Annotated in this window: 24 protein-coding genes and 3 tRNA genes; 20 read left to right on the top strand and 7 right to left on the bottom strand. The window is 63.7% G+C overall.

What is annotated here, in order from left to right:
- Positions 1-26 precede the first annotated feature (26 nt).
- The 5 genes from CHU94_RS01335 to CHU94_RS01315 all read left to right on the top strand — a co-directional run bounded on the left by CHU94_RS01335 (position 27) and on the right by CHU94_RS01315 (position 3713).
- The gene (locus CHU94_RS01335; RefSeq protein WP_094475966.1) at positions 27-917 is read left to right on the top strand and encodes a sterol desaturase family protein; all 891 of its coding nucleotides are present in this window, start codon (positions 27-29) and stop codon (positions 915-917) included.
- Positions 918-1016: 99 nt separating this feature from the next.
- Positions 1017-1394 (top strand): VOC family protein, encoded by a 378-nt coding sequence (locus CHU94_RS01330; protein WP_094475964.1) that lies wholly within the window; start codon positions 1017-1019, stop codon positions 1392-1394.
- A gap of 6 nt (positions 1395-1400) precedes the next feature.
- Positions 1401-1874 carry an EVE domain-containing protein gene (locus tag CHU94_RS01325; RefSeq protein WP_094475962.1) on the top strand — a complete coding sequence of 158 codons (474 nt, stop codon included), beginning with the start codon at positions 1401-1403 and terminating at the stop codon, positions 1872-1874.
- A gap of 70 nt (positions 1875-1944) precedes the next feature.
- A complete protein-coding gene (locus CHU94_RS01320; RefSeq protein ID WP_094475960.1) occupies positions 1945-2667 on the top strand; it encodes a YafY family protein in 723 nt (240 codons plus the stop codon).
- A 134-nt stretch (positions 2668-2801) separates the two neighbouring features.
- The gene (locus CHU94_RS01315) at positions 2802-3713 is read left to right on the top strand and encodes an EAL domain-containing protein (protein ID WP_094475958.1); all 912 of its coding nucleotides are present in this window, start codon (positions 2802-2804) and stop codon (positions 3711-3713) included.
- Between the two features lie 31 nt (positions 3714-3744).
- On the opposite strand, the gene CHU94_RS01310 is transcribed toward CHU94_RS01315, so the two are convergent.
- On the bottom strand, positions 3745-4002 hold the full coding sequence (locus CHU94_RS01310) for an HNH endonuclease (RefSeq protein ID WP_094475956.1): 258 nt from the start codon (positions 4000-4002) through the stop codon (positions 3745-3747).
- A gap of 73 nt (positions 4003-4075) precedes the next feature.
- Between CHU94_RS01310 and CHU94_RS01305 the strand changes: the two genes are divergently transcribed.
- The gene (locus CHU94_RS01305; protein WP_176451894.1) at positions 4076-4897 is read left to right on the top strand and encodes an EAL domain-containing protein; all 822 of its coding nucleotides are present in this window, start codon (positions 4076-4078) and stop codon (positions 4895-4897) included.
- A gap of 27 nt (positions 4898-4924) precedes the next feature.
- On the opposite strand, the gene CHU94_RS01300 is transcribed toward CHU94_RS01305, so the two are convergent.
- The 4 genes from CHU94_RS01300 to apaG are packed head-to-tail and all read right to left on the bottom strand — an operon-like array spanning position 4925 to position 9120.
- Positions 4925-5704 carry a Crp/Fnr family transcriptional regulator gene (locus tag CHU94_RS01300; protein WP_094475952.1) on the bottom strand — a complete coding sequence of 260 codons (780 nt, stop codon included), beginning with the start codon at positions 5702-5704 and terminating at the stop codon, positions 4925-4927.
- A 3-nt stretch (positions 5705-5707) separates the two neighbouring features.
- Positions 5708-6715, bottom strand: a complete 1008-nt coding sequence (gene thiL, locus CHU94_RS01295; protein ID WP_094476044.1) for a thiamine-phosphate kinase — start codon at positions 6713-6715, stop codon at positions 5708-5710.
- A gap of 15 nt (positions 6716-6730) precedes the next feature.
- Positions 6731-8728 (bottom strand): site-specific recombinase, encoded by a 1998-nt coding sequence (locus CHU94_RS01290; RefSeq protein ID WP_094475950.1) that lies wholly within the window; start codon positions 8726-8728, stop codon positions 6731-6733.
- Positions 8728-9120: a Co2+/Mg2+ efflux protein ApaG gene (apaG, locus tag CHU94_RS01285; RefSeq protein ID WP_094475948.1), complete on the bottom strand. Its 393-nt coding sequence runs from the start codon at positions 9118-9120 to the stop codon at positions 8728-8730. The genes CHU94_RS01290 and apaG overlap by 1 nt, the downstream gene beginning before the upstream one ends.
- Positions 9121-9178: 58 nt before the next feature.
- On the opposite strand from apaG, the gene rpe reads away from it, so the two are divergent.
- The 3 genes from rpe to gph are packed head-to-tail and all read left to right on the top strand — an operon-like array spanning position 9179 to position 13423.
- Positions 9179-9856, top strand: coding sequence for a ribulose-phosphate 3-epimerase (rpe, locus tag CHU94_RS01280; RefSeq protein ID WP_094475946.1), 678 nt, complete (start codon positions 9179-9181; stop codon positions 9854-9856).
- Positions 9857-9863: 7 nt separating this feature from the next.
- Entirely contained in the window at positions 9864-12722 is a 2859-nt protein-coding gene (locus CHU94_RS01275; RefSeq protein ID WP_094475944.1) for an EAL domain-containing protein, read from the top strand.
- A gap of 5 nt (positions 12723-12727) precedes the next feature.
- Positions 12728-13423 carry a phosphoglycolate phosphatase gene (gene gph, locus CHU94_RS01270; protein ID WP_176451898.1) on the top strand — a complete coding sequence of 232 codons (696 nt, stop codon included), beginning with the start codon at positions 12728-12730 and terminating at the stop codon, positions 13421-13423.
- Between the two features lie 25 nt (positions 13424-13448).
- Here gph and CHU94_RS01265 read toward each other — a convergent pair whose 3' ends face one another.
- Both CHU94_RS01265 and CHU94_RS01260 read right to left on the bottom strand, forming a co-directional pair.
- Complete coding sequence (locus CHU94_RS01265; protein WP_094475940.1) at positions 13449-15002, bottom strand: methyl-accepting chemotaxis protein; 1554 nt, start codon at positions 15000-15002, stop codon at positions 13449-13451.
- Positions 15003-15164: 162 nt separating this feature from the next.
- Positions 15165-15752: a chalcone isomerase family protein gene (locus CHU94_RS01260; protein ID WP_094475938.1), complete on the bottom strand. Its 588-nt coding sequence runs from the start codon at positions 15750-15752 to the stop codon at positions 15165-15167.
- Positions 15753-16146: 394 nt separating this feature from the next.
- Here CHU94_RS01260 and CHU94_RS01255 point away from each other — a divergent pair, with 394 nt between their 5' ends.
- From CHU94_RS01255 to CHU94_RS01205, 11 genes are all read left to right on the top strand, one after another.
- Positions 16147-17664, top strand: a complete 1518-nt coding sequence (locus CHU94_RS01255) for an anthranilate synthase component I family protein (RefSeq protein WP_094475936.1) — start codon at positions 16147-16149, stop codon at positions 17662-17664.
- Entirely contained in the window at positions 17661-17993 is a 333-nt protein-coding gene (locus CHU94_RS01250; protein ID WP_094475934.1) for a chorismate mutase, read from the top strand. Before CHU94_RS01255 ends, CHU94_RS01250 begins: the two co-directional genes overlap by 4 nt.
- A gap of 79 nt (positions 17994-18072) precedes the next feature.
- Positions 18073-18648 carry an aminodeoxychorismate/anthranilate synthase component II gene (locus tag CHU94_RS01245; protein WP_094475932.1) on the top strand — a complete coding sequence of 192 codons (576 nt, stop codon included), beginning with the start codon at positions 18073-18075 and terminating at the stop codon, positions 18646-18648.
- A gap of 67 nt (positions 18649-18715) precedes the next feature.
- Positions 18716-19798, top strand: coding sequence for a low-specificity L-threonine aldolase (ltaE, locus tag CHU94_RS01240; protein ID WP_094475930.1), 1083 nt, complete (start codon positions 18716-18718; stop codon positions 19796-19798).
- A 9-nt stretch (positions 19799-19807) separates the two neighbouring features.
- On the top strand, positions 19808-20467 hold the full coding sequence (locus CHU94_RS01235; RefSeq protein WP_094475928.1) for a LysE family translocator: 660 nt from the start codon (positions 19808-19810) through the stop codon (positions 20465-20467).
- Between the two features lie 12 nt (positions 20468-20479).
- Positions 20480-21520 carry an anthranilate phosphoribosyltransferase gene (gene trpD / locus CHU94_RS01230; protein WP_094476042.1) on the top strand — a complete coding sequence of 347 codons (1041 nt, stop codon included), beginning with the start codon at positions 20480-20482 and terminating at the stop codon, positions 21518-21520.
- Positions 21521-21531: 11 nt separating this feature from the next.
- Positions 21532-22323 carry an indole-3-glycerol phosphate synthase TrpC gene (gene trpC / locus CHU94_RS01225; protein ID WP_094475926.1) on the top strand — a complete coding sequence of 264 codons (792 nt, stop codon included), beginning with the start codon at positions 21532-21534 and terminating at the stop codon, positions 22321-22323.
- A 3-nt stretch (positions 22324-22326) separates the two neighbouring features.
- Positions 22327-23031 (top strand): uracil-DNA glycosylase, encoded by a 705-nt coding sequence (locus tag CHU94_RS01220; RefSeq protein ID WP_094475924.1) that lies wholly within the window; start codon positions 22327-22329, stop codon positions 23029-23031.
- Between the two features lie 61 nt (positions 23032-23092).
- Positions 23093-23178, top strand: a tRNA-Tyr gene (locus CHU94_RS01215).
- A gap of 30 nt (positions 23179-23208) precedes the next feature.
- Positions 23209-23282, top strand: a tRNA-Gly gene (locus tag CHU94_RS01210).
- Positions 23283-23343: 61 nt separating this feature from the next.
- Positions 23344-23418: transfer RNA gene (locus CHU94_RS01205), tRNA-Thr, on the top strand.
- Positions 23419-23544 lie beyond the last annotated feature (126 nt).

Here is a 23544-nt window from a genome sequence, read left to right as displayed (position 1 = left end):
ACCACAACCCGCTGGAGACAGACGCGATGAACGCAATTCAAAACCTGGTGCTGATCGGCATCATTCTGGGCTTTGCCCTGTTGGAGTGGCGCTCGGGCCGCCACCTAGACCACCATGCCACGCCTGACGACACCAAGCTGGAAGCCGCCATGTTTCTGGCCCTGGTGGGCCTGCTGCAGCCGCTGATCTTTTTCATCACTGGCACGCTGGGTGCCTGGCTGCTGCCGGAGTACCGCGGCGCCTGGGCAAACCTGCCGGTCTGGGCCATGGTGGCCATTTTGCTGGTGGGCGACGACATGACGCAGTACTGGTGGCACCGGCTTTCACATACGCCGCTGCTGTGGCCGTTGCACCGTGCCCACCACACGGCGCACTACATGAGCATCCGCATCACCTACCGCAACAACTTTTTCTACTACGCCATGATGCCGGGCTTGTGGGTGTCGGGCCTGCTGATCTACCTGGGTTTTGCCAACGTCTACCTCGTCTATGTGGTGGTCAAGCTCACGGTCATCATGGGCGCGCACTGCAGCGTTCCCTGGGACGCGCCGCTGTACCGCCACCGCTGGTTGCACCCTGTGGCTTGGGTGGTGGAGCGCGTGTTTTCCACGCCTGCCACGCACTGGGCGCACCACGCGCTCAGCAATGCCGATGGTGTGGGTCACTACAAGGGCAACTTTGGCAACCTGCTGTTTGTGTGGGATCTGCTGTTTGGTTCGGCCAAGATCACGCGCCGTTATGCGCCCCAGGTGGGCTTGCAGGACGACCTGTTGCACGGCAAGGAGCGCTGGTTTGTGGAAATGTTCTACCCGCTGGTGCATTCGAAACGAGCGCACTCGGTGCTGGCGCCGGGTGGCCGTGCGAATGCGATGGAGGAGTCGAGCAGTCTGGCCTCGCCGCCGTCTGCAGCGCCGTAGCTCGGCTCGGCGGCTGGCACCCGCGCACCCTCCTGACACTCCGTTGTCAGGAGGGGGGCAGCACGATACGGACTTCTTCAACGCAACAAGGAGCTCCGTATGAAAAACGCCATCAGCTGGTTCGAAATTCCAACCACCCAACTGGACGCCGCCCAGGCCTTTTACGAAGCCGTGCTGGTGCGCCCCATGCGCCGCGAGGCCATGGGCCCCAGCCAGGGCGCAGTGTTTGCCTATGACAACGAGGCCGACGGCACAGGGGGCGCACTGATGATGGGGCCGTCAGCCCCCAAGGTCTCGCGCGCCGGCACGCTGGTCTATCTGAATGCCACGCCGTCGCTGGATGCCGCGCTGCAGCGCGTGCTGGAGCAGGGCGGAAAAATTGCCCAGCCGCGCACAGCACTGCCGCCGGGCATGGGCTTTTTTGCCCACATCACCGACCTGGATGGCAACCGCGTTGGCCTGCACGCGCTGGCATAAACCGCCATGCGTCCCCGCAACAATTGGATTGCTGTGGCCTGCGCGGCGCACGCCCGCCTGGGCAGCGCCGTGCCCGAGCAGGGCTATATGCAGGTGTGCCACGGCAAGTGCGCGCCGCTGCGGCGCGTGGCTCCCGGTGACCGCGTGGCCTACTACAGCCCCACCCTCACCATGGGTGGCAAGGACAGGTTGCAGGCCTTTGTGTCCATTGGCGTGGTGCAGCCGGGACATCCCTACGCTTTCAATATGGGTGACGGCTTCGTGCCGTACAGGAGGGATGTGGCGTACCGGCAGTCGCAGGAGGCATCTATCCTGCCCTTGCTGGACGCGCTGGAGTTTGTGGAGGACCGCACCCGCTGGGGCGCCAAATTCCGCTTCGGTCTGTTCACCGTCAGTGACCACGACATGGCGCTGATTGCTACCGCCATGCAGGCCGATAGGGTGGCGCTGGACCTGGATACTGCCTATGTGTCGGTGTAGTTGCTATTATTTTTATAGCTACCTGCGCAAGTATCATGAGTGCTAGAGGTCTAAAACACTTATAAATCGTATGCGTCGCGCCGACCGCCTGTTCCAGATCGTCCAGCTCATCCGTGGGCGCCGCCTCACCACGGCGGCGTTTCTGGCGCGGCGGTTGGAGGTGTCGCAGCGCACCGTCTACCGCGATGTGGCCGACCTGCAGCACCAAGGCGTCCCCATCGAGGGTGCGGCCGGCGTGGGCTACCGCCTGGGCCAGGGCTTTGACCTGCCGCCGCTGATGTTCACCGCAGACGAGGCGCGTGCGCTGGTGGCATCGGTGCGTATGGCCCAAGTTTGGCAGGACCCGGTGCTGGCGCATAACGCGCAGGTGGCGCTGGGCAAGATTGTGTCGGTGCTGCCCGTAGCGGCACGGGTGGCAGCGCAAAGCATGGCGGTGTACGCGCCACCCGTGGGCTTGGAGTCTGCTGTGCAAGCCACGCTGCAAACCCTGCGCGAAGCCGCACAAATGCACTGCAAAGTGCGGGTGGTCTACCGCGACGCGGCTGACCGGCCCAGCCAACGCACCCTGCGCCCGCTGGGTTGCTTTTATTGGGGCAAGGTCTGGACCTTGGCGGCCTGGTGCGAGGCGCGGCAAGACTTCCGCAGCTTTCGGCTGGACCGCATCGCGCGGCTTGAATTGTTACAAGATGCAGCCGCCCGCTTTGCCGACGAACCCGGCAAAACCCTGGCCGATTATTTGCGTTTGGCGGCGCCGCCAGAGGCCATCGCCCACCTGCAGGGCAGCGGTGGGTAGACGGGCTTGCCCGCCCGGCGTGCGCAAACGGGAACAATTTGGGATGGCGCCGCTGGGAATTTGGGCGTAAATTGGGCCAAGCTCCCCAACGCTTGCCGTTCCCCCTTTTTTTGTTCAGTGCCCGAGGTCGATGTATGTCTGATGTTTCCCTGGTCCAACGCCTCTTGAAGCGCTGGCCTGCCAAAACGCCGCCCCACCCGCTGCAGGCCGTGCTGGAGCAGGGGGCACTGGAGACGCTGTACCAGCCCATCATTGCCCTGCAAAGCGGAGCCATCGATGGGCATGAGGCCTTGGTGCGCGGCCAGAAGGACAGCGACATGGAAACACCCCAGGCGCTGCTGGACGCCGCCCAATTGGCGCAGATGCAGATGGAGCTGGAACTGGCTTGCATGGGGCGCGCGTTGCAGAGCTGGGGCTACCCGCATACGGCTGGTCGCATCTATCTCAATCTCAGCGCCCACACGCTGGTGGCACTCAGCGAGCCCAAATCCTTCAAGCGTCTGGAAGGCCTGTTTTTGGTGCACCGAGTGCCCGCCAAGCGGGTGGTGGTTGAAGTCACCCAGCACCGCAAGCTCAAGGAATTCAACGCACTGGAGCGCTGCACCACAGCCCTGCAGGCACTAGGGTGTGCCATCGCGCTGGACGATGTGAAGGCCTCGCGACGCAGCCTGGATTTGTGGTTGCGCCTCAAGCCCTCGGTGGTGAAGCTCGACAGCCGCATGACCCAGGATTTGCAGAACGACCCGGACAAGGCTAAGGTGCTGCGCACACTCTCCAACCTGGCCTTCAAAACTGGCGCCAGCCTGGTGGCCAAGGCCGTGGAAGATGCGGAGGATCTGCGCATCGTGCGGGATGCGGGGGTGCATTTGGCGCAGGGGCACTTTTTGGGCTTTCCGGCGCCCGCTGCGGTGGACACGCTGAACCTGCGCGCCCGCAATGTGCTGGCCGAAAAATGGACCCCGCCCGAGCCCCCTTCGCGGCCTGGCGACCTAAGCGCAGCCGACTCCGGCCTGCAAAAGCTGGTGGGGATGCGCTGGTTCGATTGACAGGGCTGGCGCCTACAAAACCAGCGCTTCGTCAGGGTGTGGCCGAGCGCGCCGGGCGTTTGCTCTCGGGCGTGGTGCCGTGGATATGGCGCTGGTTGTTGCAAAAGTCGTGGCTGATGGCCAGATTCTCCTGGTGGCTGCTGCCGCCCTCGCTGCGCGGAACGATGTGTTCCAACGTGGCATCGGCATGGGCCACGTGCTCGCCGCAGATCCAGCAGGGCACCACACCATGCAACTGGCGGGCCACGGTGCGGTAGATCTTTTCGCGGGTCAGGGACAGGGCGCTCATGCCCCTTATCCTAATTGTTCAGCGGTGGACGGTTCGGTTTGCGCCAATCTGGTCGCTCGGATGCAATGCCCGCATGTCTTTGCACCACACCCTGCGCGCCTGGTGGCACCGGCGCCGCGCCACACCACCGGCCCGCGTCATGCCCTTGCTGGCGGGGCGCGCGCTGCGTGCGGTATTTCAACCCTTGGTCGATGTCCGCAGCGGCGTCATCGTCGGACATGAGGCACTGGCCCGGGCGCCCCTGGCGCTGCCCAACCTGACGGTAGAGCGCATGCTGCAGGCCTCGCAGGAAGAGCGTTGCCAGAAGAATTTTGAGCTGGCCTGCGCCGAGCAGGCGTTTGAGTTGTGGGTGGCCCAAGGGCCGCGCGGCCAGCTGTTTGTGAACCTGAGCGCGGCCACGCTGATCCAGCTACACGCCTCGGACCTGAGCGGTTTGCTGCTAGAGCGCATGCGCAAACACGCGGTGCCTGCGCGCCGCGTGGGTCTGGACGTGACCGACTACGGACTGCTGCCCGATCTGGACCTCCTGGTGGCGGCGCTCAAGCCCCTGCGCGCGGCCGGGGTGGTCGTGGCGCTGGATGACTTCAAGCCTTCGGACCGCGGCATGCAGGCTTGGGCCAAGGTGCTGCCCAATGTGCTGAAACTGGCCCCGCGTTGGACCCAGAACCTGGCAGCCGAACCCGAACAGGCCAGGACCGTCGAGAGCTTGGTGCGCCTGACGCGCAAACACGACAGCTTGCTGGTGGCCAAGGCGGTGGAGTCTGAGGCCGCATTGCGCGCCGTGGCCCACCTGGGGGTCAACTGGGCGCAGGGGTATTTTCTGGGCAGCCCCGACAGTGCGCCCTGCCACCAGCTCAATGTGCGTGCCCGCCAGGTGCTCAGCAGCCTGGGCTGAAGCCACGCAGCGACGCCACGCGTTGTGTCACGCAGCTTCCAGGTCGCGCAACATCTGCAGCAGCTCGCCAATGCTGGCATTGAGGTGGCTCACGCTGTTCTCGCGTTGGCTGCGGGCAAAGGCGTGCCAGGTGCCGATGTTCAGGATTTCCAGCTTGCCGTACGAAATTTTGAGCCAACCGTGCTGGGCCAGCTGCTGCACGTATTCCGAGAACAAGGTGCGTGATACACCGCAGAGCGAGGCCAGTGTGGTCTGGGCGATGGGAATCTCCACCCCTTCGCCAAAGCCGATGGTGGGCGGCCGGTCGGACTTGTAGGCCAGGGCCTCGGCGAATTGGGCCAGCCCCATCACCACGCGCAGGCAGGGGTTGCCCAGCTTCATGAGCGTCAGCGTTTCCGAGGTCTTTTGTACCCGCCAGGCCATGAGCTTGGCCACATAGCGCGCAAAGTGCGGTTCCTGCACAAACAGCGTGTCAAAAGTGGCGGCTGGCAGGGTGAGCACCTCGGTGGGAGTGAGGCACACGTAGTCCGCAAAGCTGGGCTTTCGGTTGATGATGGACTGCTCGCCAAACCAGGCGCCCTTGCCATAGATGGACAGGGGCGTGGATTCAGAGTTGGTGGTGGAGATGGAGGCCGACACCAGGCCGTTGATGAGGTAGTGCCAGTGGCTCACCTCGCCGCCCTTTCCCCAGATTTTGCGTCCCGCATCCAAAGACTGCACTTTCACTTGGGTGGCCGTATGCGCGGCCACGACGTCGCTGAGCCCGAGTTTGCGCAGGCGTTGCAAGATGTAGCTGTTCGCCGCCATGGCTCAGGGTGGGGCAGCAAAGTGGTCAAAGCTGGCCCAGGGGCCGGGCAGCTGGGCACCATTGCCATCCACCACGCGCACACCGCCAGCCGCCTCGGTGCGGCCGATGCGGGTGACCGGGGTGCCGCTGGCCTGTGCTGCTGCCTGTACTGCCGCTGCCCGTGCGGGCGGCGCAGTGAAGACCAGCTCGTAATCGTCCCCGCCAGCCAGCACACACTGCAAAGCCAGTGCATCGGGTATTTTTGTATCAAATTGGCCTTTTGAGCCCGTATTGTCTGCGCAGGCAGCTATTAATTTAATAGCGATTTCAGCCTCCACAGTGGCGCCTACGCCGCTTTGGGTGAGGATGTGGCCCAGGTCGCCCAGCAGGCCGTCGCTCACATCGGCTGCCGCCGTGGCTACACCACACAGCGCCAGACCCAGGGCCACGCGCGGCGTGGGCTGCTCCAGCCGCTGCCGGGCTGCAGTCAGCAGAGCAGGTGGCAAGTGGGCCTTGCCTTGCAGGCACTGCAGCGCCAGCGCGGCATCGCCCAGCGTGCCGCTCACGTACACATCGTCGCCCACCTGGGCGCCGCTGCGCAGCAGGGCCTGGCCGGGCGGGACTTCGCCCATCACGGTGATGCAGATGTTGAGTGGGCCGCGTGTGGTGTCGCCGCCTATCAGCGCGCAGCCATGGGCATCGGCCAGCGCGAACAGGCCTTCGGCAAAGGGCTGCAGCCACTCTGCGCGTGCCTCGGGCAGGGCCAAGGCCAGCGTGAAAGCGCGCGGGCGGGCGCCGCAGGCGGCCAGGTCGCTCAGGTTCACGGCCAGGGCCTTGTGGCCAAGGGTGCGCGGGTCCACGTCGGCAAAGAAGTGGCGGCCACTGATCAGCATGTCGCTGCTCACGGCCCATTGCATGCCCGGCGTGGGCTGCAGCAGGGCGCAGTCATCACCCACGCCCAGCGCCACGCCATCGTCCAGTGGCCGCTGTGGGCGCTGGAAGTAACGTGCAATCAGCTCAAACTCGCCCAGCCCGGCCATGGTGCCTCAGGCCCCGCTGTCGCGGGCGGGCCAAAAGAAGCTGCCGGGGGCCTGGCGCAGGCGCGCCCAGACGGCGCCCTGGATACGCGAGCGCCCCACACCCGACACGTTGTGAGCTTGCAGCGCCACGCGGAAGGCGAGGTAAAAACTCACGCCCACATTGAGCATGCCGATGAAGGGAATGCTGGCTGCGGCCCACCACAGGGCGGGGTTCTTCACGACCTCCCAGCCCAGGGCGGCGCAGGCTGCCCCCAGCTGGCCGGCCGACAGGGTGACGTGGCGCACGTCCAGCGCCGGGCCCAGAAAGGCCAGGATGGGGGGCACTAGGCCGAGCATGAAACCCAGCGAGATGTTGGCGGCCAGGCCCGAGATATTGCGCCGCATGAACAGGGCCCAGCGGTCGGCCCGGGCCAGCCCCAGCCATGCGGTGATGCGCGGGTTGTGGCGGATGGCGGAGTCCAGCCGGTGCAGCACAAACCAGTTTTCCACCCATCCCGCAATGATGCTGCTGGAGAACAGCAGTACCCCCGTGAAGGCCGCAAACAGCAGCGAGGGACCAGTCAGCGTGAGCGATTGCAGCACGTAATGGGCGCGGTCCTCACTGATCATGGGGGCGCCCAGCGCCAGGACCATGGCGGCCGACAAGGCGATGGCTACCGGAAACACCACCGCCACGTTGCCAATGACGGCGGCTACCTGCGAGCGCACCAGGTGGGTGACTTCGTCCACAAAGGCGCCCAGCGCCTGCGCATCGGCAATGTCCTTGAGCTTGGCGGCCATGGCTGGTGCCGTCATGGCGGGTTGTTTGGTGGCCAAGGTGAAGTGCAGCAGCTGGATCAGCACAAAGCTCACTGCATATGACACCCCCGCCCAAAAGCCGCCCCAGAAGGCCGACAGACCCAGCGCCATGATGCCGAACTTCATGGCGGTGGTGAGCGCAGTCAGTGCGCCCCCTCCCGCGGCGTTGGCCAGCATGGTGCGGTACTCGGCGCGGGTGCGGGTGATGTAGTGCTCGCCGGTCTCACTGCTGCGCTCAGCCACCTTGGCGGCCAAGAGCGAGGAGTTGGAGGCCACCAGCGCGCCAATGCTGCGCTGCTCCTGGCTCACGCTGGCCAGGTGGGAAAGCAGGCGCGCGCTGGCGCGGTGGCTGTCGTCGTCCAGCAAACAGTCCAGCAGGGCGCGCACGCGCAGCACGCGCTCGCGCAGCTGGCGCAGGCGAAACACCAGGTCCACCGAGATGCCGTGCGCGTCCAGGTGGGTGTAGACCGATGCGGCGGCGTGGCGGCAGGCTTCGAGCTGGCTGCGGAACTGGTGCACCGCAGCCTGTGTGTCCTGTCCGGCCAGCCAAGCGTCGCGCACGGCGTCCAGATCGGCCGCCAGGCGGTGGAAGGGGCTGGCTTCACGCGCCGGGTGGCTCATGCGCAAGCGGATTTCCGGTGAGAAACCGGCGGCGCGGATCTGGCTGGTGCAAAAGGTCATGGCGTCCAGCAGGGTGCTGTGCCAGTGGGTCAGGCCGGGGTGTTGCGCGGCCTTCGGGCCTACGGCAGGCAAGCTCAGCAGCTTGGCCAGGCGCTGCAGGGTGGTGGTGGGCAGCGCCGCCAGCCATTGCGCGTCGTGGGCATCGTCCAGCACCAGGCCAAACAACTCGGAGGCGTCCGCCGTCTCGGGTGTGGCCGGCAACAGCTTGTGGTGCAGGCGGTCCACCAGCTCGCTGACAAAGGCATTGCGTGAGCCAAAGCCATAGTCCGAGAGCAGCGTGCTGCCGTCCACCGTGTGTAGCAGGGCACGCCACCATGCTTGCAGCTTCTGGGCCGTTTGCGGGCGGGCGTCCAGCAGATCCAGCAGCAGGTCTACCCGTGCCACGGCGGCGGCAGGTGCGCCCTGGTTGCCACGAATCCATTCCAGCAGGCCGATCAGCCAGACATGGCGCTCCACCAGCCCGGCCTCGGGGTTCAGTGTCTCCAGCAGCGTGGCGATGTCGCTGGGCACCGCGGGCGTGGCCATCAGTGCAAGGTGCGGGAGCCACCCGCATCGCTCAAGGCATCCAGCACAAACATGGGGATGTCGGCGTCGAATTTTTCGCCGTCTTCAGCCACGCAGAAAAAGCTGCCGTGCATGGTGCCGGTGGGCGTGCGCAGGCGGGTTCCGCTGGTGTATTCAAAGGCCTGGCCGGGCTTGAGCAGGGGCTGTTGGCCGACCACGCCCAGGCCCTTGACCTTTTCGGTGTGGCCATTGGCATCGTTGACGTTCCAGGTGCGTGCAATCAGCTGCGCTGGCACGTCCCCCGTGTTGGTGATGGTGATGGTGTACGCGAACACATACAGGTCGTCAGCGGGTGCCGATTGGTCGGGCAGGTACTGGGGGCTGACTTCCACCAGAAATTCGTATTTGGCCATGGGCCAATGCTACCTGCGAAAATAATGCCCCTGTCAACACCCATTCCAAGCCCCTGCCATGACGTACCGCATCGCCCCCTCCATCCTGTCTGCCGACTTCGCCCGCCTGGGGGAAGAGGTCAAAGCCGTCATTGACGCGGGTTCGGACTGGATCCACTTCGACGTGATGGACAACCATTACGTGCCCAACCTGACCTTCGGCCCCATGATTTGCAGCGCCTTGAAGCCGCACGCCAAGACGGCGGCCGGTGTGGTGGTGCCGATTGACGTGCATCTGATGATTTCGCCAGTGGATGCCCTGGCTGCCAGCTTTGCCGAGGCGGGGGCCGATTACATCAGCTTCCACCCTGACGCTTCGGGTCATGTGCACCGCAGCATCCAGGCCATCAAAAGCAAGGGTGTCAAGGCCGGCCTGGTGTTTAACCCCGCCGAGCCACTGGACGTGCTGGACTGGGTGATCGACGACATCGACCTCATCCTCATCATGAGTGTGAACCCCGGTTTCGGTGGCCAGAGTTTCATCGATTCGGCGCTGCGCAAGATCGAAGATGTCCGCAAGCGTATCGATGCCTGCGGCAAAGACATCCGCCTGGAGGTGGACGGCGGCATCAAGACTGACAACATCCGCCGCGTGGCCGACGCGGGCGCCGACACCTTTGTGGCGGGCAGCGCCATCTTCGGCAAGCCCGATTACAAGGCTGTGATCGACGCCATGCGCCTGGCATTGGCTGCCTGACTTCCATGTGGCGCCTGACGCAGTGAGCACCAAGGATGTGAAGCCACACAAGGCCAATTTTTTGGGCGATTGGTTTGCGGTGTCCGGCGTGGAGGGGCGCAACGCGCACGTGCGGGTGCGCCTGGCGATGTATGGCGTCTTGCTGCTGCTGGTGGTCCTGGGTGGCATGCGGGCGTGGTTGTCCCAGCATTGGCAGGATATTCGCCAGCTGGATATCGAAATACTCCAGTCGATGGGCGAGCAACGAGTGTTGACCCAGCGCCTCGGCGTAGTGACTGCGGCGCTGCAGCAGCACCAGGGCGCGGATCCCGCAGGGCAGGAAGCGCTTGCGGCAGCCTTGCAACGCTCTCGTGACGAAGCTGCCCGCTTCGATGCGTTGATGCAGCAACAGGCGGAACGTGAGCCTTTTGTCGCGCCCGAGGTGTTGGCAGCATTGCGGGACTGGCAGGGTAGCCGGGATGGCATGTGGGCCCGCTTGGAGCAGGTTCCGCGGGACGCAGCCGGAACGCCTTTGGCCCGCCACCTGCAGGACGTACACGCAGCGATCACACGGGCTGAATTTTCCGCCCATGCGCTGGTGCAGGAGAGTGGCGCCGATGTGTTGCGCCGCAGCCGTCGCGTGGTGTCCACGATTTGGGGGGTCTTGGGGGGCATTTTGGTTTTGGGCGGGGTACTGGCTTTCGCCGTGGTGGAGCCCACTGCCAGGGCGGTGCGCCGCCAGTACGAAACCTTGGCCCGCCAGGCGGACCACATGAAACGGCTGGCCCTGGTGGCCGAGCTCAGCTCGAATGCGATTGCCATCACGGATGGGGCTCACCGGGTTGTTTGGGTGAATGCGGCATTCAGCCGGCTGACCAGCTATTCCCAGGCCAAGGCCCAGGGACGGCGCATCGGCACCCTGTTGAAGGCGCGCAGTGCAGATCCCGTGCGTTTTGCCGAGTTCTACGCGGCGTTGCGCCAGAGCAAAGGCATCAAACGCGAGATCCGCATCGCCACCCGTACCGCCGAGCTGGGCTGGGTCTTGGTTGACATGCAGCCCATCAGCGACGAGGACGGCACCCTGAACGGTTGGGTGTTGGTGGCCACCGACATGACCGAAGTGCGCGCCCAGCAACAGGTGTTGCGTTTGGCCGTGGATGGCGCAGGTCTGGGCATTTGGCATTGGGATATGGTGGCCGACACCATCCAGTGCAATGACCGGTTTTTGGCCACCTTGGGTTACCAGCCCGGCGAGCTGGACATGGCCGCTGCCACCTGGTTCGCGCTGATTCATCCGGACGATCAGCCGCACTGGCAGGAGTCTTTGCGCCAGCACTTGCGCGATTCGGATACGCCGCACCGGTTGTCTGTACGGGCCCGGCACCGAGCCGGGCGCTGGGTATGGATGTTGTTCACCGGCAATGTGGCCGACCGCGATGGGCAGGGGCGCGCCCTGCGCATGGCCGGTGTGGCCATGGACGTGAATGCCCAGAAGGCGATGGAGCAGCAACTGCGGGTGGCCGCGCGCACTGACGGGCTGACCGAGCTGCCCAACCGGGCCGTGGTGCAGGAAAAGATTCGTTTGGCCATTGACAGGCGTCAGGTCCAGCCGGGCTACAACTTTGCGGTGCTGTTCATGGACTTTGACCGCTTCAAGCAGGTCAACGACACCCTGGGCCACACGGTGGGCGATGCGCTGCTGCGCCAGATTGCGCGGCGCCTGCAAGACAGCCTGCGCCCTGGCGACAGCTTTGTGCACACCAGTGACTTTGCCCAGATGGCGGCCCGTATTGGCGGGGACGAATTTGTAGTTTTGCTGGATGACATCCGGGGGGACCTGGATGCCGAGATCGTAGCCAGCCGCCTGCTCGATGTGCTGGCAGCGCCTTACCAGGTAGAGGGGCATCGCGTCAGCTCCACTGTGAGCATCGGCATTGTGACCAGTACCCACGCCGAACTGGACGCTGACGCGGTGCTGCGCGATGCGGATATCGCCATGTACGAGGCCAAACGTAGCGGCCGCGCACGATATGCCATGTTCGACCCTGCGATGCGCCAGCGCGTGAACGCGTCGGTCTCGCTGGAGAACGACCTGCGCCAAGCGCTCACGCTGGGGGAGATGTTTGTGGTCTACCAACCCGTGGTGCAGTTGGACAGCCATACCTTGCGGGGGGTGGAGGCGCTGGTGCGCTGGCAGCACCCCCAGCGTGGTTTGGTGTCTCCGGTGGATTTCATCCCCGTGGCCGAGGCCTGCGGCCTGATTGATGCGGTGGGCCAGTTTGTGCTGCAGCAGGCATGCACCACCTTTGAGCAGTTGCAGCAACAACTCGGCGCCTTGGCGCCGCCCAGCGTGGCCGTCAACCTGTCGCGCGCGCAGCTGCGCCAGCCAAGGCTGGTGGCCGACATATTGGAAGCGGTGCGCGCCCACAACATGGCGCCCCAGCAGTTGGTGCTGGAAGTGACCGAGAGTCTGGCCGCACAGGACCAGGCCGTGCAGCAGACTTTGCGCGATATCCGCGCGCTGGGTGTGGGGCTTGCGCTCGATGACTTTGGTACCGGCTATTCCTCGCTGTCCTGCCTGCACGAGCTGCCTGTGGACACGGTGAAGATGGACCGGTCGTTTGTGAGCCAGGCAGGCCAGAGTGAATACCACCGCGTCTTGATTGATGCAACCTTGCGCATGGCACGCGCGCTGGGCTTGGGCACGGTGGCGGAAGGTATCGAGACGCCCGAACAGGCGGCCCTGATGTTGGCCATGGGCTGCGAACGTGGCCAGGGCTACTGGTTCAGTCGCCCCCTGGATGCCCAGGCGCTGGTGGCCTGGATACGGTCCGGTGGCGTTCCTGCCCAGGCATCCCCTCTCCAAGAAGAAAAGGAACCCTTGTGACTCTGATGCCCTGGCCTCTGCGCCAGTTCGACGCCGCGATCGTGGACCTGGACGGTACCCTGGTCGACACCTTGGGTGATTTTGTCGAGGCCCTGCAGCGCATGCTGCGCGACCTCCCCAAGCCTTTTGCCGACTTCACCGTCACCCACCCCTTGGTGGAGCGCATGGTGGGAAAAGGCTCGGAGAACTTGATAAAAAGCCTTCTAGCCCATGTAGATGCCGCGCAAACAGCTACAAATTCAGTAGCACTTTACGAGCAAGCTTGGGCTCGCTACCAGGTCCACTACCAGGCCATCAATGGCGACTTTTCCGCCGTCTACCCCGGCGCCCGTGAGGGCCTGCAGCAATGGCAGGCGGCGGGCCTGCGCCTGGTCTGTGTCACCAACAAGCCCACGGCCTTTGCCAATACCTTGCTGCGACACAAGGGGCTGGACGGTTTCTTCTTACACGTGGTGGGCGGTGATGCGGTGGCGCGCAAGAAGCCAGATCCCATGCCCTTGCTGCTTGCCTGCACCCTGCTGGGCACGGTGCCCGCGCGCACGCTGATGGTGGGCGACTCCAGCAACGACGCCCAGGCGGCACGCGCGGCTGGCTGTCCGGTGTTGCTGGTGAGTTATGGCTACAACCACGGCGAACCGATTGCGGCGGTGGACGCTGATGCGTACACCGACACGCTGAACGCCTTGCACTGGGCGGACTGAGGCCCGCGCAGCGGATGTAGGCCGCCTAAGCGGCCAGCAGAGTGGGGCGGCCGGCATCCACTTTGAAGACGGCCACCAGCGACACCAAGTCTTGGGCTTGCTGCTTGAGTGCGCTGGCTGCTGCGGCCATCTGCTCCACCAGTGCTGCGTTCTGTTGGGTGGCTTGGTCGATCTGAGAGACGGCTTCGCTGACCTGAGCGACTCCCGTGTTTTGCTCAGTGCTGGCGGCGCTGATTTCACCCACCATGTCGGTGACCCGGCGGATAGCGCTCACCACCTCGCCCATGGTGCTGCCTGCCTGGTCCACCAGGGTGGTGCCGTGCTCGACACGCGCCACACTGGCGCCGATCAGACTCTTGATCTCTTTGGCAGCCTCGGCGCTGCGCCCGGCCAGCGCCCGCACCTCAGAGGCCACCACGGCAAAACCGCGGCCCTGCTCGCCGGCCCGTGCCGCTTCCACCGCCGCGTTGAGCGCCAGGATGTTGGTTTGAAACGCAATGCCGTCAATCACGCTGATGATTTCGGAAATCCGGCTGGAAGACTCATTGATGTCCTTCATGGTGTGCACCACTTGGGCCACCACCTCGCCACCCTGCTGTGCCACGGTGGAGGCGCTGGCCGCCATTTGGCTGGCCTGGCGTGCGTTGTCGGCGCTGTGACTCACGGCCGAGCCGAGTTCCTCCATGCTGGCAGCGGCTTCTTCCAGTGCGCTGGCCTGCTGCTCGGTGCGTGCCGACAGGTCATGGTTGCCTTGGGCAATTTCGGAGCTTGCCAACGCCACGCCCTGGGAACCTTCGCGCACTTTGATCACAAGGGTGGACAGGCTGTTTTGCATCGATTGCAGCGAGCGCATCAGTGCGGCCACTTCGTCACGCCCCTGGGTCTGCAACTGGGCGGTCAGATCACCCCCGGCAACACGGTCCGCTACCGTTACGGCCTCATTCAGTGGCCGCACAATTTGCCGGCTCAGAAAAATGCTCCCCACCAGCCCGGCCAGGGTTACCAGCACCATGACGCCATAGGCCAGCTGGCTGCCGCGGGCCGCCACAGCACTGGCGCCCTCAGAGGCCAGGCGTTCTTGTTCCGAAAGTTGCTTGCGCAGTTCTCCCAAAAAGGCGACGGCATCCCGGTCTTTGCCACGCGCGGCCTTGTCGCCTGCGACGTAATCGGCATCGGCGGCCTTGTAGGCTTGCAGTGCTGCCTCATAGCCCTGGGCTGCGGACTGCATGGCCGTGGTGAGCTTGGTCGCCGTGTCTTTGGAGGGGCCGGGCTCCAGCATGCTGTTGAGCTCTTGCAGGCCTTGGGTTACAGCCTTCATCTCTGCTTGGTGGGCAGTCCAGTACCGGTCCAGATCTTTGGGCTCTTTGCCGCGTAAGAGCACGTTTTTCCATTCCTGGATCGCTGTGGAAAAGTGGCCTGCAATGTCGGCTGCTTTTTTGTTGGCGACCACGTGGCCCAATACGTCGTTTTGGTAGGTCCGCACGGCGCTGTTGAGGGTGCTGATGCCGAACATCCCCCCCACAAACAGCAAGGTTAGGGCGATCGCAAATGCCAGGGGCAGCTTCAGGCTGAGTTTCATTGCGCAGTCTCCAGGTGGTGTCACTGTCAAAAAGCTCACTTGGTGCCCAGACTACAGGCTGGAAGAAGGCTTGTCATCCCCCGAATGGGGGCATCTGTGCAAAAAACCAAAAAAGGCCTGCAGCGTGGCGGCTGCAGGCCTTTCGGGGATGGGGCAGGGGGCTTACTTTTGACCCAGCAATGCGTCCTTGAGTTTGAAGTCTGCGGGGACGGGGCCAAACCAGATGGACATGATGGCCTTGTAAAACTCGGGTTCTTTGAAAGGCTCGCCTTGCACTTTGCCCTTGGCGGTCACCACCATGCCGGTGCCGGGAATCCAGTCTAGGGTGATCACATCGCCGGGCAGCAATACTTTGTTGACGGTGAAGATGTCGCCCATTCGCAGCAGGCCTGGTATCAGCTTGGACATTTCGTTTTTGGGTACGTTGTCTTCCACGCCGCGCGTCAGCAGCTTGCCAAAGGGGCCCGCTTCAATTTCGCGCAAAAACGTCATGGTTAGGCGTTTGGGGCCGGGGGCCGCCATCAACTCTTCCAGCGAGTTCACTTTTTTGCTGGTGTAGAGGTCGCCCACGTACACTTTGAATGGACCTTTGTAACGCGTACCTGCGCCATTGAGCATCAGTTTGGTGCCGCTTACAGTGACACTGTCCTCAACCTTCACCCCATGGATCTCTTGGGTGGCCGCTTGGGCCATGGGGCTGGCAAACAGTGTCACGGACAGGGCAGCAGCCCAGAAACGCTTGAGTGTCATGAAGAAAATCCTTAATAGAACGATCGTTCTTTTTTTGTGTAACGAGATTTTGCAACGGCCATTCCCAATGTACATCAGGGTTTCTGCGGGTGACGTGAATTTGTCTGCTTTCCAATCAAGCTGTCGGGTTTGCTACACTGGCCGCATGTTTATCCACCACATCAGCAGAATGGGTCTCAGCGACCGGGGAGCCTGGCCCTGGCGTACCTTGTCTGTTGTGCCTGGGCTCTAACACCTGCCGGCCGCCTTTTAGGGTGGGCAACGCGCACGGTTTATGAGCTTTGCGCGGTCAAGTGGCACGGATTCCCCTCCGATCTATTGCGCGCACCCTTTGTGGCTGCAGCTAATGCTGTCAGCAACCAAATGACAGTGTGATTTGAGAGGCTCCGCCCCCATGACCGAATCCGAGTTCCAAGCCCTGCAGGCGCAAGGCTACAACCGCATCCCCCTGAGCACCCAGGCCTTTGCTGACCTGGAAACGCCGCTCTCCCTCTACCTCAAGCTGGCCTGTGCCCCGGGCAGTGCCGAACCCGCTGCCCACAGCTTTTTGCTGGAATCCGTGGTGGGCGGCGAGCGTTTCGGGCGTTACAGCTTCATCGGCCTACCCGCACGCACCTTGCTGCGCGCCAGCGGATTCGGCGCCGCAGCCCGCACCGAGGTGGTGACGGACGGTGTAGTGGTGGAAACCTCCACCCTCAACCCCCTGGACTTCATGGCCCAGTACCAGCAGCGCTTCAAGGTGGCGCTGCAGCCCGGCATGCCGCGTTTCTGCGGCGGCTTGGCGGGGTACTTTGGCTACGACGCGGTGCGCTACATCGAGAAAAAGCTGCAAAACACCTGCCCGCCCGACGAGCTGGGCACGCCCGACATCCTGCTGCTGCAGTGCGAGGAGCTGGCAGTGATCGACAACCTGTCCGGCAAGCTGCACTTGATGGTCTACGTGGACCCGGACACACCCGGCGCCTATGTCTCAGGCCAGGCCCGACTGGCGCAGCTGAAGGCCAAGCTGGCGCAGGCCGTGAGTGCGCCGGAGATCAAGCCTTCACAAAGCTTTGAAGCCCAGCGCGACTTTGCCAAGGCCGACTACATCGCCGCCGTGGAGCGCGCCAAGGAGCTGATTGCCGGGGGCGACTTCATGCAGGTGCAAGTGGGCCAGCGAATCAAAAAGCGTTACACCGCGTCGCCCTTGAGCCTGTACCGCGCGCTGCGCACACTGAACCCCAGCCCGTACATGTACTTCTACAACTTTGGTGACTTCCACGTAGTGGGCGCGTCGCCAGAGATCCTGGTGCGCCAAGAGCAAATCACCACGGGCGACAAGCCCGGCACCAAGGTCACCATCCGCCCCCTGGCCGGCACCCGCCCACGCGGCGCCACGCCAGAGCTGGACAAGGCCGCCGAGGTGGAGCTGATCAACGACCCCAAAGAGCGCGCCGAGCACGTGATGCTGATCGACCTAGCGCGCAACGACATTGGCCGCATCGCGCAGATCGGCTCGGTCAAGGTGACCGACGCCTTCATCGTGGAACGCTACAGCCATGTGATGCACATCGTGAGCAATGTGGAAGGCACCCTGAACGAGGGCATGACCAGCATGGACGTGCTCAAGGCCACTTTTCCGGCCGGCACACTGACCGGTGCGCCCAAGGTGCACGCCATGGAGCTGATTGACCAGCTGGAGCCCATCAAGCGCGGCATCTACGGCGGCGCCTGCGGCTACCTCAGTTACGCGGGTGACATGGATGTGGCGATTGCCATCCGTACCGGCATCATCAAGGATCAGACGCTGTATGTGCAGGCGGCGGCAGGGGTGGTGGCCGACAGCGTGCCCGAGCTGGAGTGGAAAGAAACCGAGGCCAAGGCGCGTGCGCTCCTGCGCGCGGCCGAGCTGGTGGAGGAGGGCCTGCAATGAGCGCCATACACCACACACTGCCCCAAGCCCAACACTGCGAGACCATGACCGAGGTGCGCAGCCACATCGACGCGCTGGACACACGCATCACCGCGCTGCTGGTGGAGCGCACCCACTATATGAGCCAGGCGGCCCGCATCAAACAGGATGTGACCAAGGTGCATGACCAGGACCGCATCGAGTTCATCGCCGCCCGCGTACGCCGCATCGCTACTGAGCTGGGCGGCCAGCCTGATGTGCTGGAAGCCACCTACCGCGCCCTGATGGACGCATCCATTGCATTTGAGCACCGGGAGTTTGCCCGGTTGCGTGAAGGAGCAGCAGCATGAGCGACGCCGGACCGTTCCAAGGCGCGAGCGCCCCCGTGGGGGGCAGCGCAGTACACACCGTGACAAGCGTGGGGGCACTATGAAACTCGTGATGATCGACAACTACGACAGCTTCACGTTCAACATCGTCCAGTACTTTGGAGAGCTGGGCGCGGAGGTGGAAGTGTTCCGCAACGACGAAATCACGCTGGAATGCATTGCCGCACGTGGCGCCGACCGTCTGGTGATCTCCCCCGGCCCTTGCTCGCCTAATGAGGCGGGCATTTCGGTGCCCGCCATTCAACACTTCATGGGCAAGCTGCCGATCCTGGGCGTCTGCCTGGGCCACCAAAGCATTGGCGCTGCGCTGGGCGGCAAGATCATCCGCGCGCAGGAGCTGATGCATGGCAAGACCAGTGTTATCACCACGGCGCAAGAAGGCGTGTTCGCCGGCCTGCCCGAAAAGTTCACCGTGAACCGCTACCACTCGCTGGCGATTGAGCGCGCCACCTGCCCCAAGGAGCTGGCGGTCACCGCGTGGACCGACGACGGCGAGATCATGGGCGTGCGCCACACGGGCCTGGCCCACGCGGTGCGCATGGAGGGCGTGCAGTTCCACCCGGAAAGCATCCTCACTGAGCACGGCCATGCCATGCTGAAAAACTTTTTGCAGTGAGGCTGGCGATGCATCACTATGCTTTTGATAGCTGCTCGCGCAACAAATACGGGGGCTAAGTGCCAATATGACCAAAATCATTGATCTGCGCAGTGACACTGTCACCCAGCCCACCGCGGGCATGCGCGCCGCCATGGCCGCCGCCCCGCTGGGCGACGACGTGTTTGGCGACGACCCCACGGTGAACGCCTTGCAGGAGCGGCTGGCCGCGCTGCTGGGCTTCGAGGCGGCGCTCTTCATGCCCACGGGCACGCAGAGCAACCTCTGCGCCATCCTGGCCCACTGCGGCAGAGGCGACGAGTACATCGTCGGCCAGCTGGCCCACACCTACCGCTACGAAGGTGGTGGCGCCGCAGTGCTGGGCAGCGTGCAGCCCCAGCCGCTGCTACAGGACGCGAGTGGACAGATGGCGCTGGCGGATATTGCCGCCGCCATCAAGCCCGACGACTGCCACTTTGCCCGCACCCGCCTGCTGTGCCTGGAAAACACCTGGAACGGCCACCCCATGCCGGAGAGCTACTTGCAGCAGGCCAGTGCGCTGGCCCGTGAAAAAGGCTTGGCGGTGCATTTGGACGGCGCCCGCCTTTTCAACGCCGCGATCGCATCCCGCCAGGACGGCGAAAGCGGGCTGGCTGCCGCCAAGCGCATTGCCAGTTACTTTGACAGTGTGTCCGTCTGCTTCAGCAAGGGAATGGGCGCACCCGTGGGCTCAGTGCTGTGCGGCAGCAAGGAGTTGATCGCCCGTGCCCATCGCATCCGCAAGATGGCGGGTGGCGGCATGCGCCAGGTCGGTCTGTTGGCCGCGGCGGCCAACTACGCGCTGGACCACCATGTGGAGCGCCTGGCCGATGACCACGCCCTGGCCCAACGCCTGGCGCAGGGCTTGCAGGGCATTGCGGGCCTGACCGTGCGTTCTGCGCAGACCAACATCGTGTTTGTGGATGTGGCCGATGGCCACGGCCCGGACCTGCTGGCGCACCTCAAATCGCACGGCGTGCTTGCCACGGGCCTCATTGGCCTGCGTTTTGTCACGCACCTGGATGTGGACGCGGCCGGCATTGACCATGCGCTGGCTTGCATCCGCGCCTTCTTTGGCAGCGCGGCGCCGGCCAGCGCCACCGCGGGGCCCCGCGGTGCGGCGGTGTACTGAGGCGTAGCCATGCCACTCGATCAGCTACTTCTCTTCATCGCGGCCGGTGTGCTGCTCAACCTCACGCCCGGGCCGGACGTGCTCTACATCGTGAGCAGCGCCTTGCGCAGCGGTGCGCGGGCCGGGATGGTGGCGGCGTTGGGCATCACGGCGGGCTGCTTTGTGCACATCATTGCAGCGGCCGTAGGCGTCAGCGCGCTGATGGCTGCCTCGGCCACCGCCTTCACCCTGCTCAAATGGGCGGGCGCGGCTTACCTAGTCTATGTGGGCATACGTCTGCTCTTGGCCAAGGCGGAATCTGCTATCCAATTAGGAGCTGTTCGCGCAGATTCCACGAGTGCTAGTGGCGCGATTGACTATAAAGTCATCTTCCTGCGTGGTTTCTGGACCAATGCGCTGAACCCCAAGGTGGCGCTGTTCTTTTTGGCCTTTGTGCCGCAGTTCATCGCGCCCATGGTGGAGCACAAGCCGCTGGCCTTTTTGCTGCTTGGCCTGCTGTTCAACTTCAATGGCCTGTGGGTGAACCTGGGCTGGGCCGTAGCCGCGGCCTGGCTGGCGGGCCGTGCCGGTGTGGTGCAAAAGAGCATGCACTGGCTGGACCGCATCGCCGGCGCGATGTTTGTAGGATTCGGAATCAAACTGGCGCTGACCGCAGCGCCCAAGGCTTAAGGAGACATGGACATGCCCCAGACCGTCAAAATCACCCCGCAGGAAGCCCTGCAGCGCACCATTGAGCACCGCGAAATCTTCCACGACGAGATGCTGCACCTGATGCGCCAGATCATGTCCGGCGAGATGACGCCCGTCATGATGGCGGCCCTCATTACCGGGCTGCGCGTCAAAAAAGAGACCATCGGCGAGATCACCGCCGCCGCGCAGGTCATGCGCGAGTTCTCCACCAAGGTGGACGTGGTCGACAAAACCAACCTCGTGGATATTGTGGGTACCGGCGGTGATGGCTCGCACACCTTCAACATCTCCACCTGCAGCATGTTTGTGGCTGCCGCCGCAGGCGCCAAGGTCAGCAAGCATGGCGGGCGCAGTGTCAGCAGCAAGAGCGGCAGCGCCGATGTGCTCGAAGCCCTGGGCCTGAACATCAACCTCAAGCCCGCCCAGATCGCCCAGTGCATCGCGGAGCAGGGCATTGGTTTCATGTTCGCGCCCAACCACCACCCCGCCATGAAAAACGTGGCACCGGTGCGCAAGGAGATGGGCGTGCGCACCATCTTCAACATCCTCGGCCCGCTGACCAACCCCGCTGGTGCGCCCAACATCCTCATGGGCGTCTTCCATGCTGACTTGGTGGGCATCCAGGTGCGTGCGCTGCAACGCCTTGGCGCCGAGCACGCGCTGGTGGTCTATGGCCGTGATGGCATGGACGAGGTGAGCTTGGGCGCTGGCACGCTGGTGGGCGAATTAAAGGACGGTGAGGTTCGCGAGTATGAAATCCACCCCGAAGACTTCGGCATGGTCATGGCCAGCAACCGCGCCCTGAAGGTGGAAACCGCGGAAGACTCGCGCGCCATGCTGCTGGATGTGCTGAACAACCAGAGTGGCCCGGCCAAGGACATCGTGATCCTCAACGCCGGCGTGGCGTTGTACGCCGCCAATGTGGCAAGAACCATGGAAGCCGGTATCGCGCTTGCGCGAGCAGCTATTGAATCAGGAGCGGCGAAAGCCAAGCTCGACGCGCTGGTGGCCCTGTCGGCACGCCTGGCCTGAAAGGAACCAAGATGAGCGACATTCTCGACAAGATCGTGGCGGTCAAGCACCAGGAGGTAGCTGCCGCCCGCAAGCGCAAATCGCTGGAGGTAGTACGCGCTGACGCCGAATCTCGCGTACTCACGCGAGACTTTGTGGGTGCCCTGCGCGCCAAAGTGGCAGCTGGCAAGCCGGCTGTCATCGCCGAGGTCAAGAAAGCCAGCCCGTCCAAGGGTGTGTTGCGCGCCGATTTCATTCCCGCCGACATTGCGCAAAGTTACGCCGAATACGGCGCGGCTTGCCTTTCGGTGCTGACCGATGTGCAGTTTTTCCAGGGCGAAATCGACTACCTGAAGCAGGCCCGCGCCAGCTGCCAGCTGCCGGTGCTGCGGAAGGACTTCATGGTCGACGTCTACCAAATCTACGAGTCCCGCGCCATGGGCGCCGATGCGATCCTGCTCATCGCCGCCTGCCTGGATGACGCGCAGATGAAGGAGTTTGAAGCTATAGCCCGCAGCCTGGACATGGCGGTGCTGGTGGAAGTGCACGACCAGCCCGAGCTGGAGCGTGCCCTCAAGCTGAAAACGCCGCTGATCGGCATCAACAACCGCAACCTCAAGACCTTCGAGGTTTCGCTGGACACTACGCTGGCCCTGAAAGCCATGGTGCCCGCGGACCGCTTGCTGGTGACCGAAAGCGGCATTCACACGCGCGACGACGTGCTGCGCATGGGGGCGGCCGGTGTCAATGCCTTCCTGGTGGGCGAGGCCTTCATGCGTGCGCCCGAGCCGGGCGAGGCGTTGGAAGCACTGTTCGGTGCTTGACTTATGGCTGACCAGCTACAGGGCGCCGATCCCGCCGCCTGGTCTGTGGCGCCAGGCTGGCAGGGGCTGACAGACCATTTCTTTGCCTCTGACGCGGGACAGGGCTTGCTGGCCTTCCTGGGGCAGCGGCTGGAGGCGGGCGCTGTCATCTTCCCGCCGCAGCCCTTGCGGGCGCTGCAGCTCACCCCGCCCGAAGAGGTGCGCGTGGTCATCCTGGGGCAGGACCCTTACCACGGGCGTGGCCAGGCCGAAGGCTTGGCCTTCTCGGTGGCGCCCGGTGTGGCCTTTCCGCCCTCCTTGCGCAATATCTTCAAGGAGCTGCATCGCGACCTAGGTACGCCACCGCCGGCGTTCCCCCAACCCGGCGGAAGCCTGGTGAAGTGGGCCCAAAAGGGCGTCCTGTTGCTCAACACCTGTCTTACCGTGGAGGAGGGGCAGCCCGCCAGCCACTCTGGCAAAGGCTGGGAGGTGCTGACCGATGCAGTGATCCGACAGGTCTCGCAGGAGGCCCAGCCTGCGGTCTTCATGCTCTGGGGCGCCCACGCCCAAAGCAAGCGGGCCCTGATCGATGCCAGTCGCCATCTGGTGCTCGTGGCCAACCATCCGTCACCGCTGTCGGCCTTGCGCCCACCCGCTCCCTTCATCGGCTGTGGGCATTTCTCACGGGCGCGGGACTGGCGCGACCAGCTCGTGGGCTCAGAAAAATGAAATTTCTGAGGAAGTTCATGACGAAGGCTAATTAAAGTGGCATAATCCGGGGTTCACCGAAGGAGAGGTGGCCGAGTGGTTAATGGCAGCAGACTGTAAATCTGCCCTCTTACGAGTACGCTGGTTCGAATCCAGCCCTCTCCACCAGTGACGAACTAATTTTTGGAATGAGCCCATGCGGGGTTCGTATAGTGGTAATACCTTAGCCTTCCAAGCTAAAGCGAGGAGTTCGATTCTCCTACCCCGCTCCAAGAACTCGTTTGTTGTTGGCATGTGAAGCAGATTTTCAAAGTTTGTCTGCGACAAACTTTTGCCCTTTTGGCTCAGTGGTAGAGCACTCCCTTGGTAAGGGAGAGGTCGCGGGTCCGATTCCCGCAAAGGGCACCATTTTTAAAGCGTTGCCGCTGGCATGTTGGTGATAGCGGTGGTGCGAATTTTGATTGTTTGAACTCATTACTTTTCGGAGCAATATATGGGTAAGGAAAAATTCACACGTACCAAGCCGCACGTCAA

It is taken from the genome of Rhodoferax sp. TH121 (assembly GCF_002251855.1).
Lineage (GTDB): Bacteria > Pseudomonadota > Gammaproteobacteria > Burkholderiales > Burkholderiaceae_C > Allorhodoferax.
This window is presented reverse-complemented; position numbering and strand designations above follow the sequence as displayed.

What these genes read in the sequence shown, in the direction of transcription:
- trpC (WP_094475926.1), top strand. Translation starts at nt 21,532, where the DNA reads ATGAGCGACATTCTCGACAAGATCGTGGCGGTCAAGCACCAGGAGGTA.
- CHU94_RS01235 (WP_094475928.1), top strand. Translation starts at nt 19,808, where the DNA reads ATGCCACTCGATCAGCTACTTCTCTTCATCGCGGCCGGTGTGCTGCTC.
- CHU94_RS01250 (WP_094475934.1), top strand. Translation starts at nt 17,661, where the DNA reads ATGAGCGCCATACACCACACACTGCCCCAAGCCCAACACTGCGAGACC.
- CHU94_RS01245 (WP_094475932.1), top strand. Translation starts at nt 18,073, where the DNA reads ATGAAACTCGTGATGATCGACAACTACGACAGCTTCACGTTCAACATC.
- CHU94_RS01220 (WP_094475924.1), top strand. Translation starts at nt 22,327, where the DNA reads ATGGCTGACCAGCTACAGGGCGCCGATCCCGCCGCCTGGTCTGTGGCG.
- rpe (WP_094475946.1), top strand. Translation starts at nt 9,179, where the DNA reads ATGACGTACCGCATCGCCCCCTCCATCCTGTCTGCCGACTTCGCCCGC.
- CHU94_RS01330 (WP_094475964.1), top strand. Translation starts at nt 1,017, where the DNA reads ATGAAAAACGCCATCAGCTGGTTCGAAATTCCAACCACCCAACTGGAC.
- CHU94_RS01255 (WP_094475936.1), top strand. Translation starts at nt 16,147, where the DNA reads ATGACCGAATCCGAGTTCCAAGCCCTGCAGGCGCAAGGCTACAACCGC.
- CHU94_RS01290 (WP_094475950.1), bottom strand. Translation starts at nt 8,728, where the DNA reads ATGGCCACGCCCGCGGTGCCCAGCGACATCGCCACGCTGCTGGAGACA.
- CHU94_RS01320 (WP_094475960.1), top strand. Translation starts at nt 1,945, where the DNA reads ATGCGTCGCGCCGACCGCCTGTTCCAGATCGTCCAGCTCATCCGTGGG.
- CHU94_RS01305 (WP_176451894.1), top strand. Translation starts at nt 4,076, where the DNA reads ATGTCTTTGCACCACACCCTGCGCGCCTGGTGGCACCGGCGCCGCGCC.
- trpD (WP_094476042.1), top strand. Translation starts at nt 20,480, where the DNA reads ATGCCCCAGACCGTCAAAATCACCCCGCAGGAAGCCCTGCAGCGCACC.
- CHU94_RS01260 (WP_094475938.1), bottom strand. Translation starts at nt 15,752, where the DNA reads ATGACACTCAAGCGTTTCTGGGCTGCTGCCCTGTCCGTGACACTGTTT.
- apaG (WP_094475948.1), bottom strand. Translation starts at nt 9,120, where the DNA reads ATGGCCAAATACGAATTTCTGGTGGAAGTCAGCCCCCAGTACCTGCCC.
- ltaE (WP_094475930.1), top strand. Translation starts at nt 18,716, where the DNA reads ATGACCAAAATCATTGATCTGCGCAGTGACACTGTCACCCAGCCCACC.
- gph (WP_176451898.1), top strand. Translation starts at nt 12,728, where the DNA reads ATGCCCTGGCCTCTGCGCCAGTTCGACGCCGCGATCGTGGACCTGGAC.
- CHU94_RS01325 (WP_094475962.1), top strand. Translation starts at nt 1,401, where the DNA reads ATGCGTCCCCGCAACAATTGGATTGCTGTGGCCTGCGCGGCGCACGCC.
- CHU94_RS01315 (WP_094475958.1), top strand. Translation starts at nt 2,802, where the DNA reads ATGTCTGATGTTTCCCTGGTCCAACGCCTCTTGAAGCGCTGGCCTGCC.
- CHU94_RS01300 (WP_094475952.1), bottom strand. Translation starts at nt 5,704, where the DNA reads ATGGCGGCGAACAGCTACATCTTGCAACGCCTGCGCAAACTCGGGCTC.
- CHU94_RS01335 (WP_094475966.1), top strand. Translation starts at nt 27, where the DNA reads ATGAACGCAATTCAAAACCTGGTGCTGATCGGCATCATTCTGGGCTTT.
- CHU94_RS01310 (WP_094475956.1), bottom strand. Translation starts at nt 4,002, where the DNA reads ATGAGCGCCCTGTCCCTGACCCGCGAAAAGATCTACCGCACCGTGGCC.
- CHU94_RS01265 (WP_094475940.1), bottom strand. Translation starts at nt 15,002, where the DNA reads ATGAAACTCAGCCTGAAGCTGCCCCTGGCATTTGCGATCGCCCTAACC.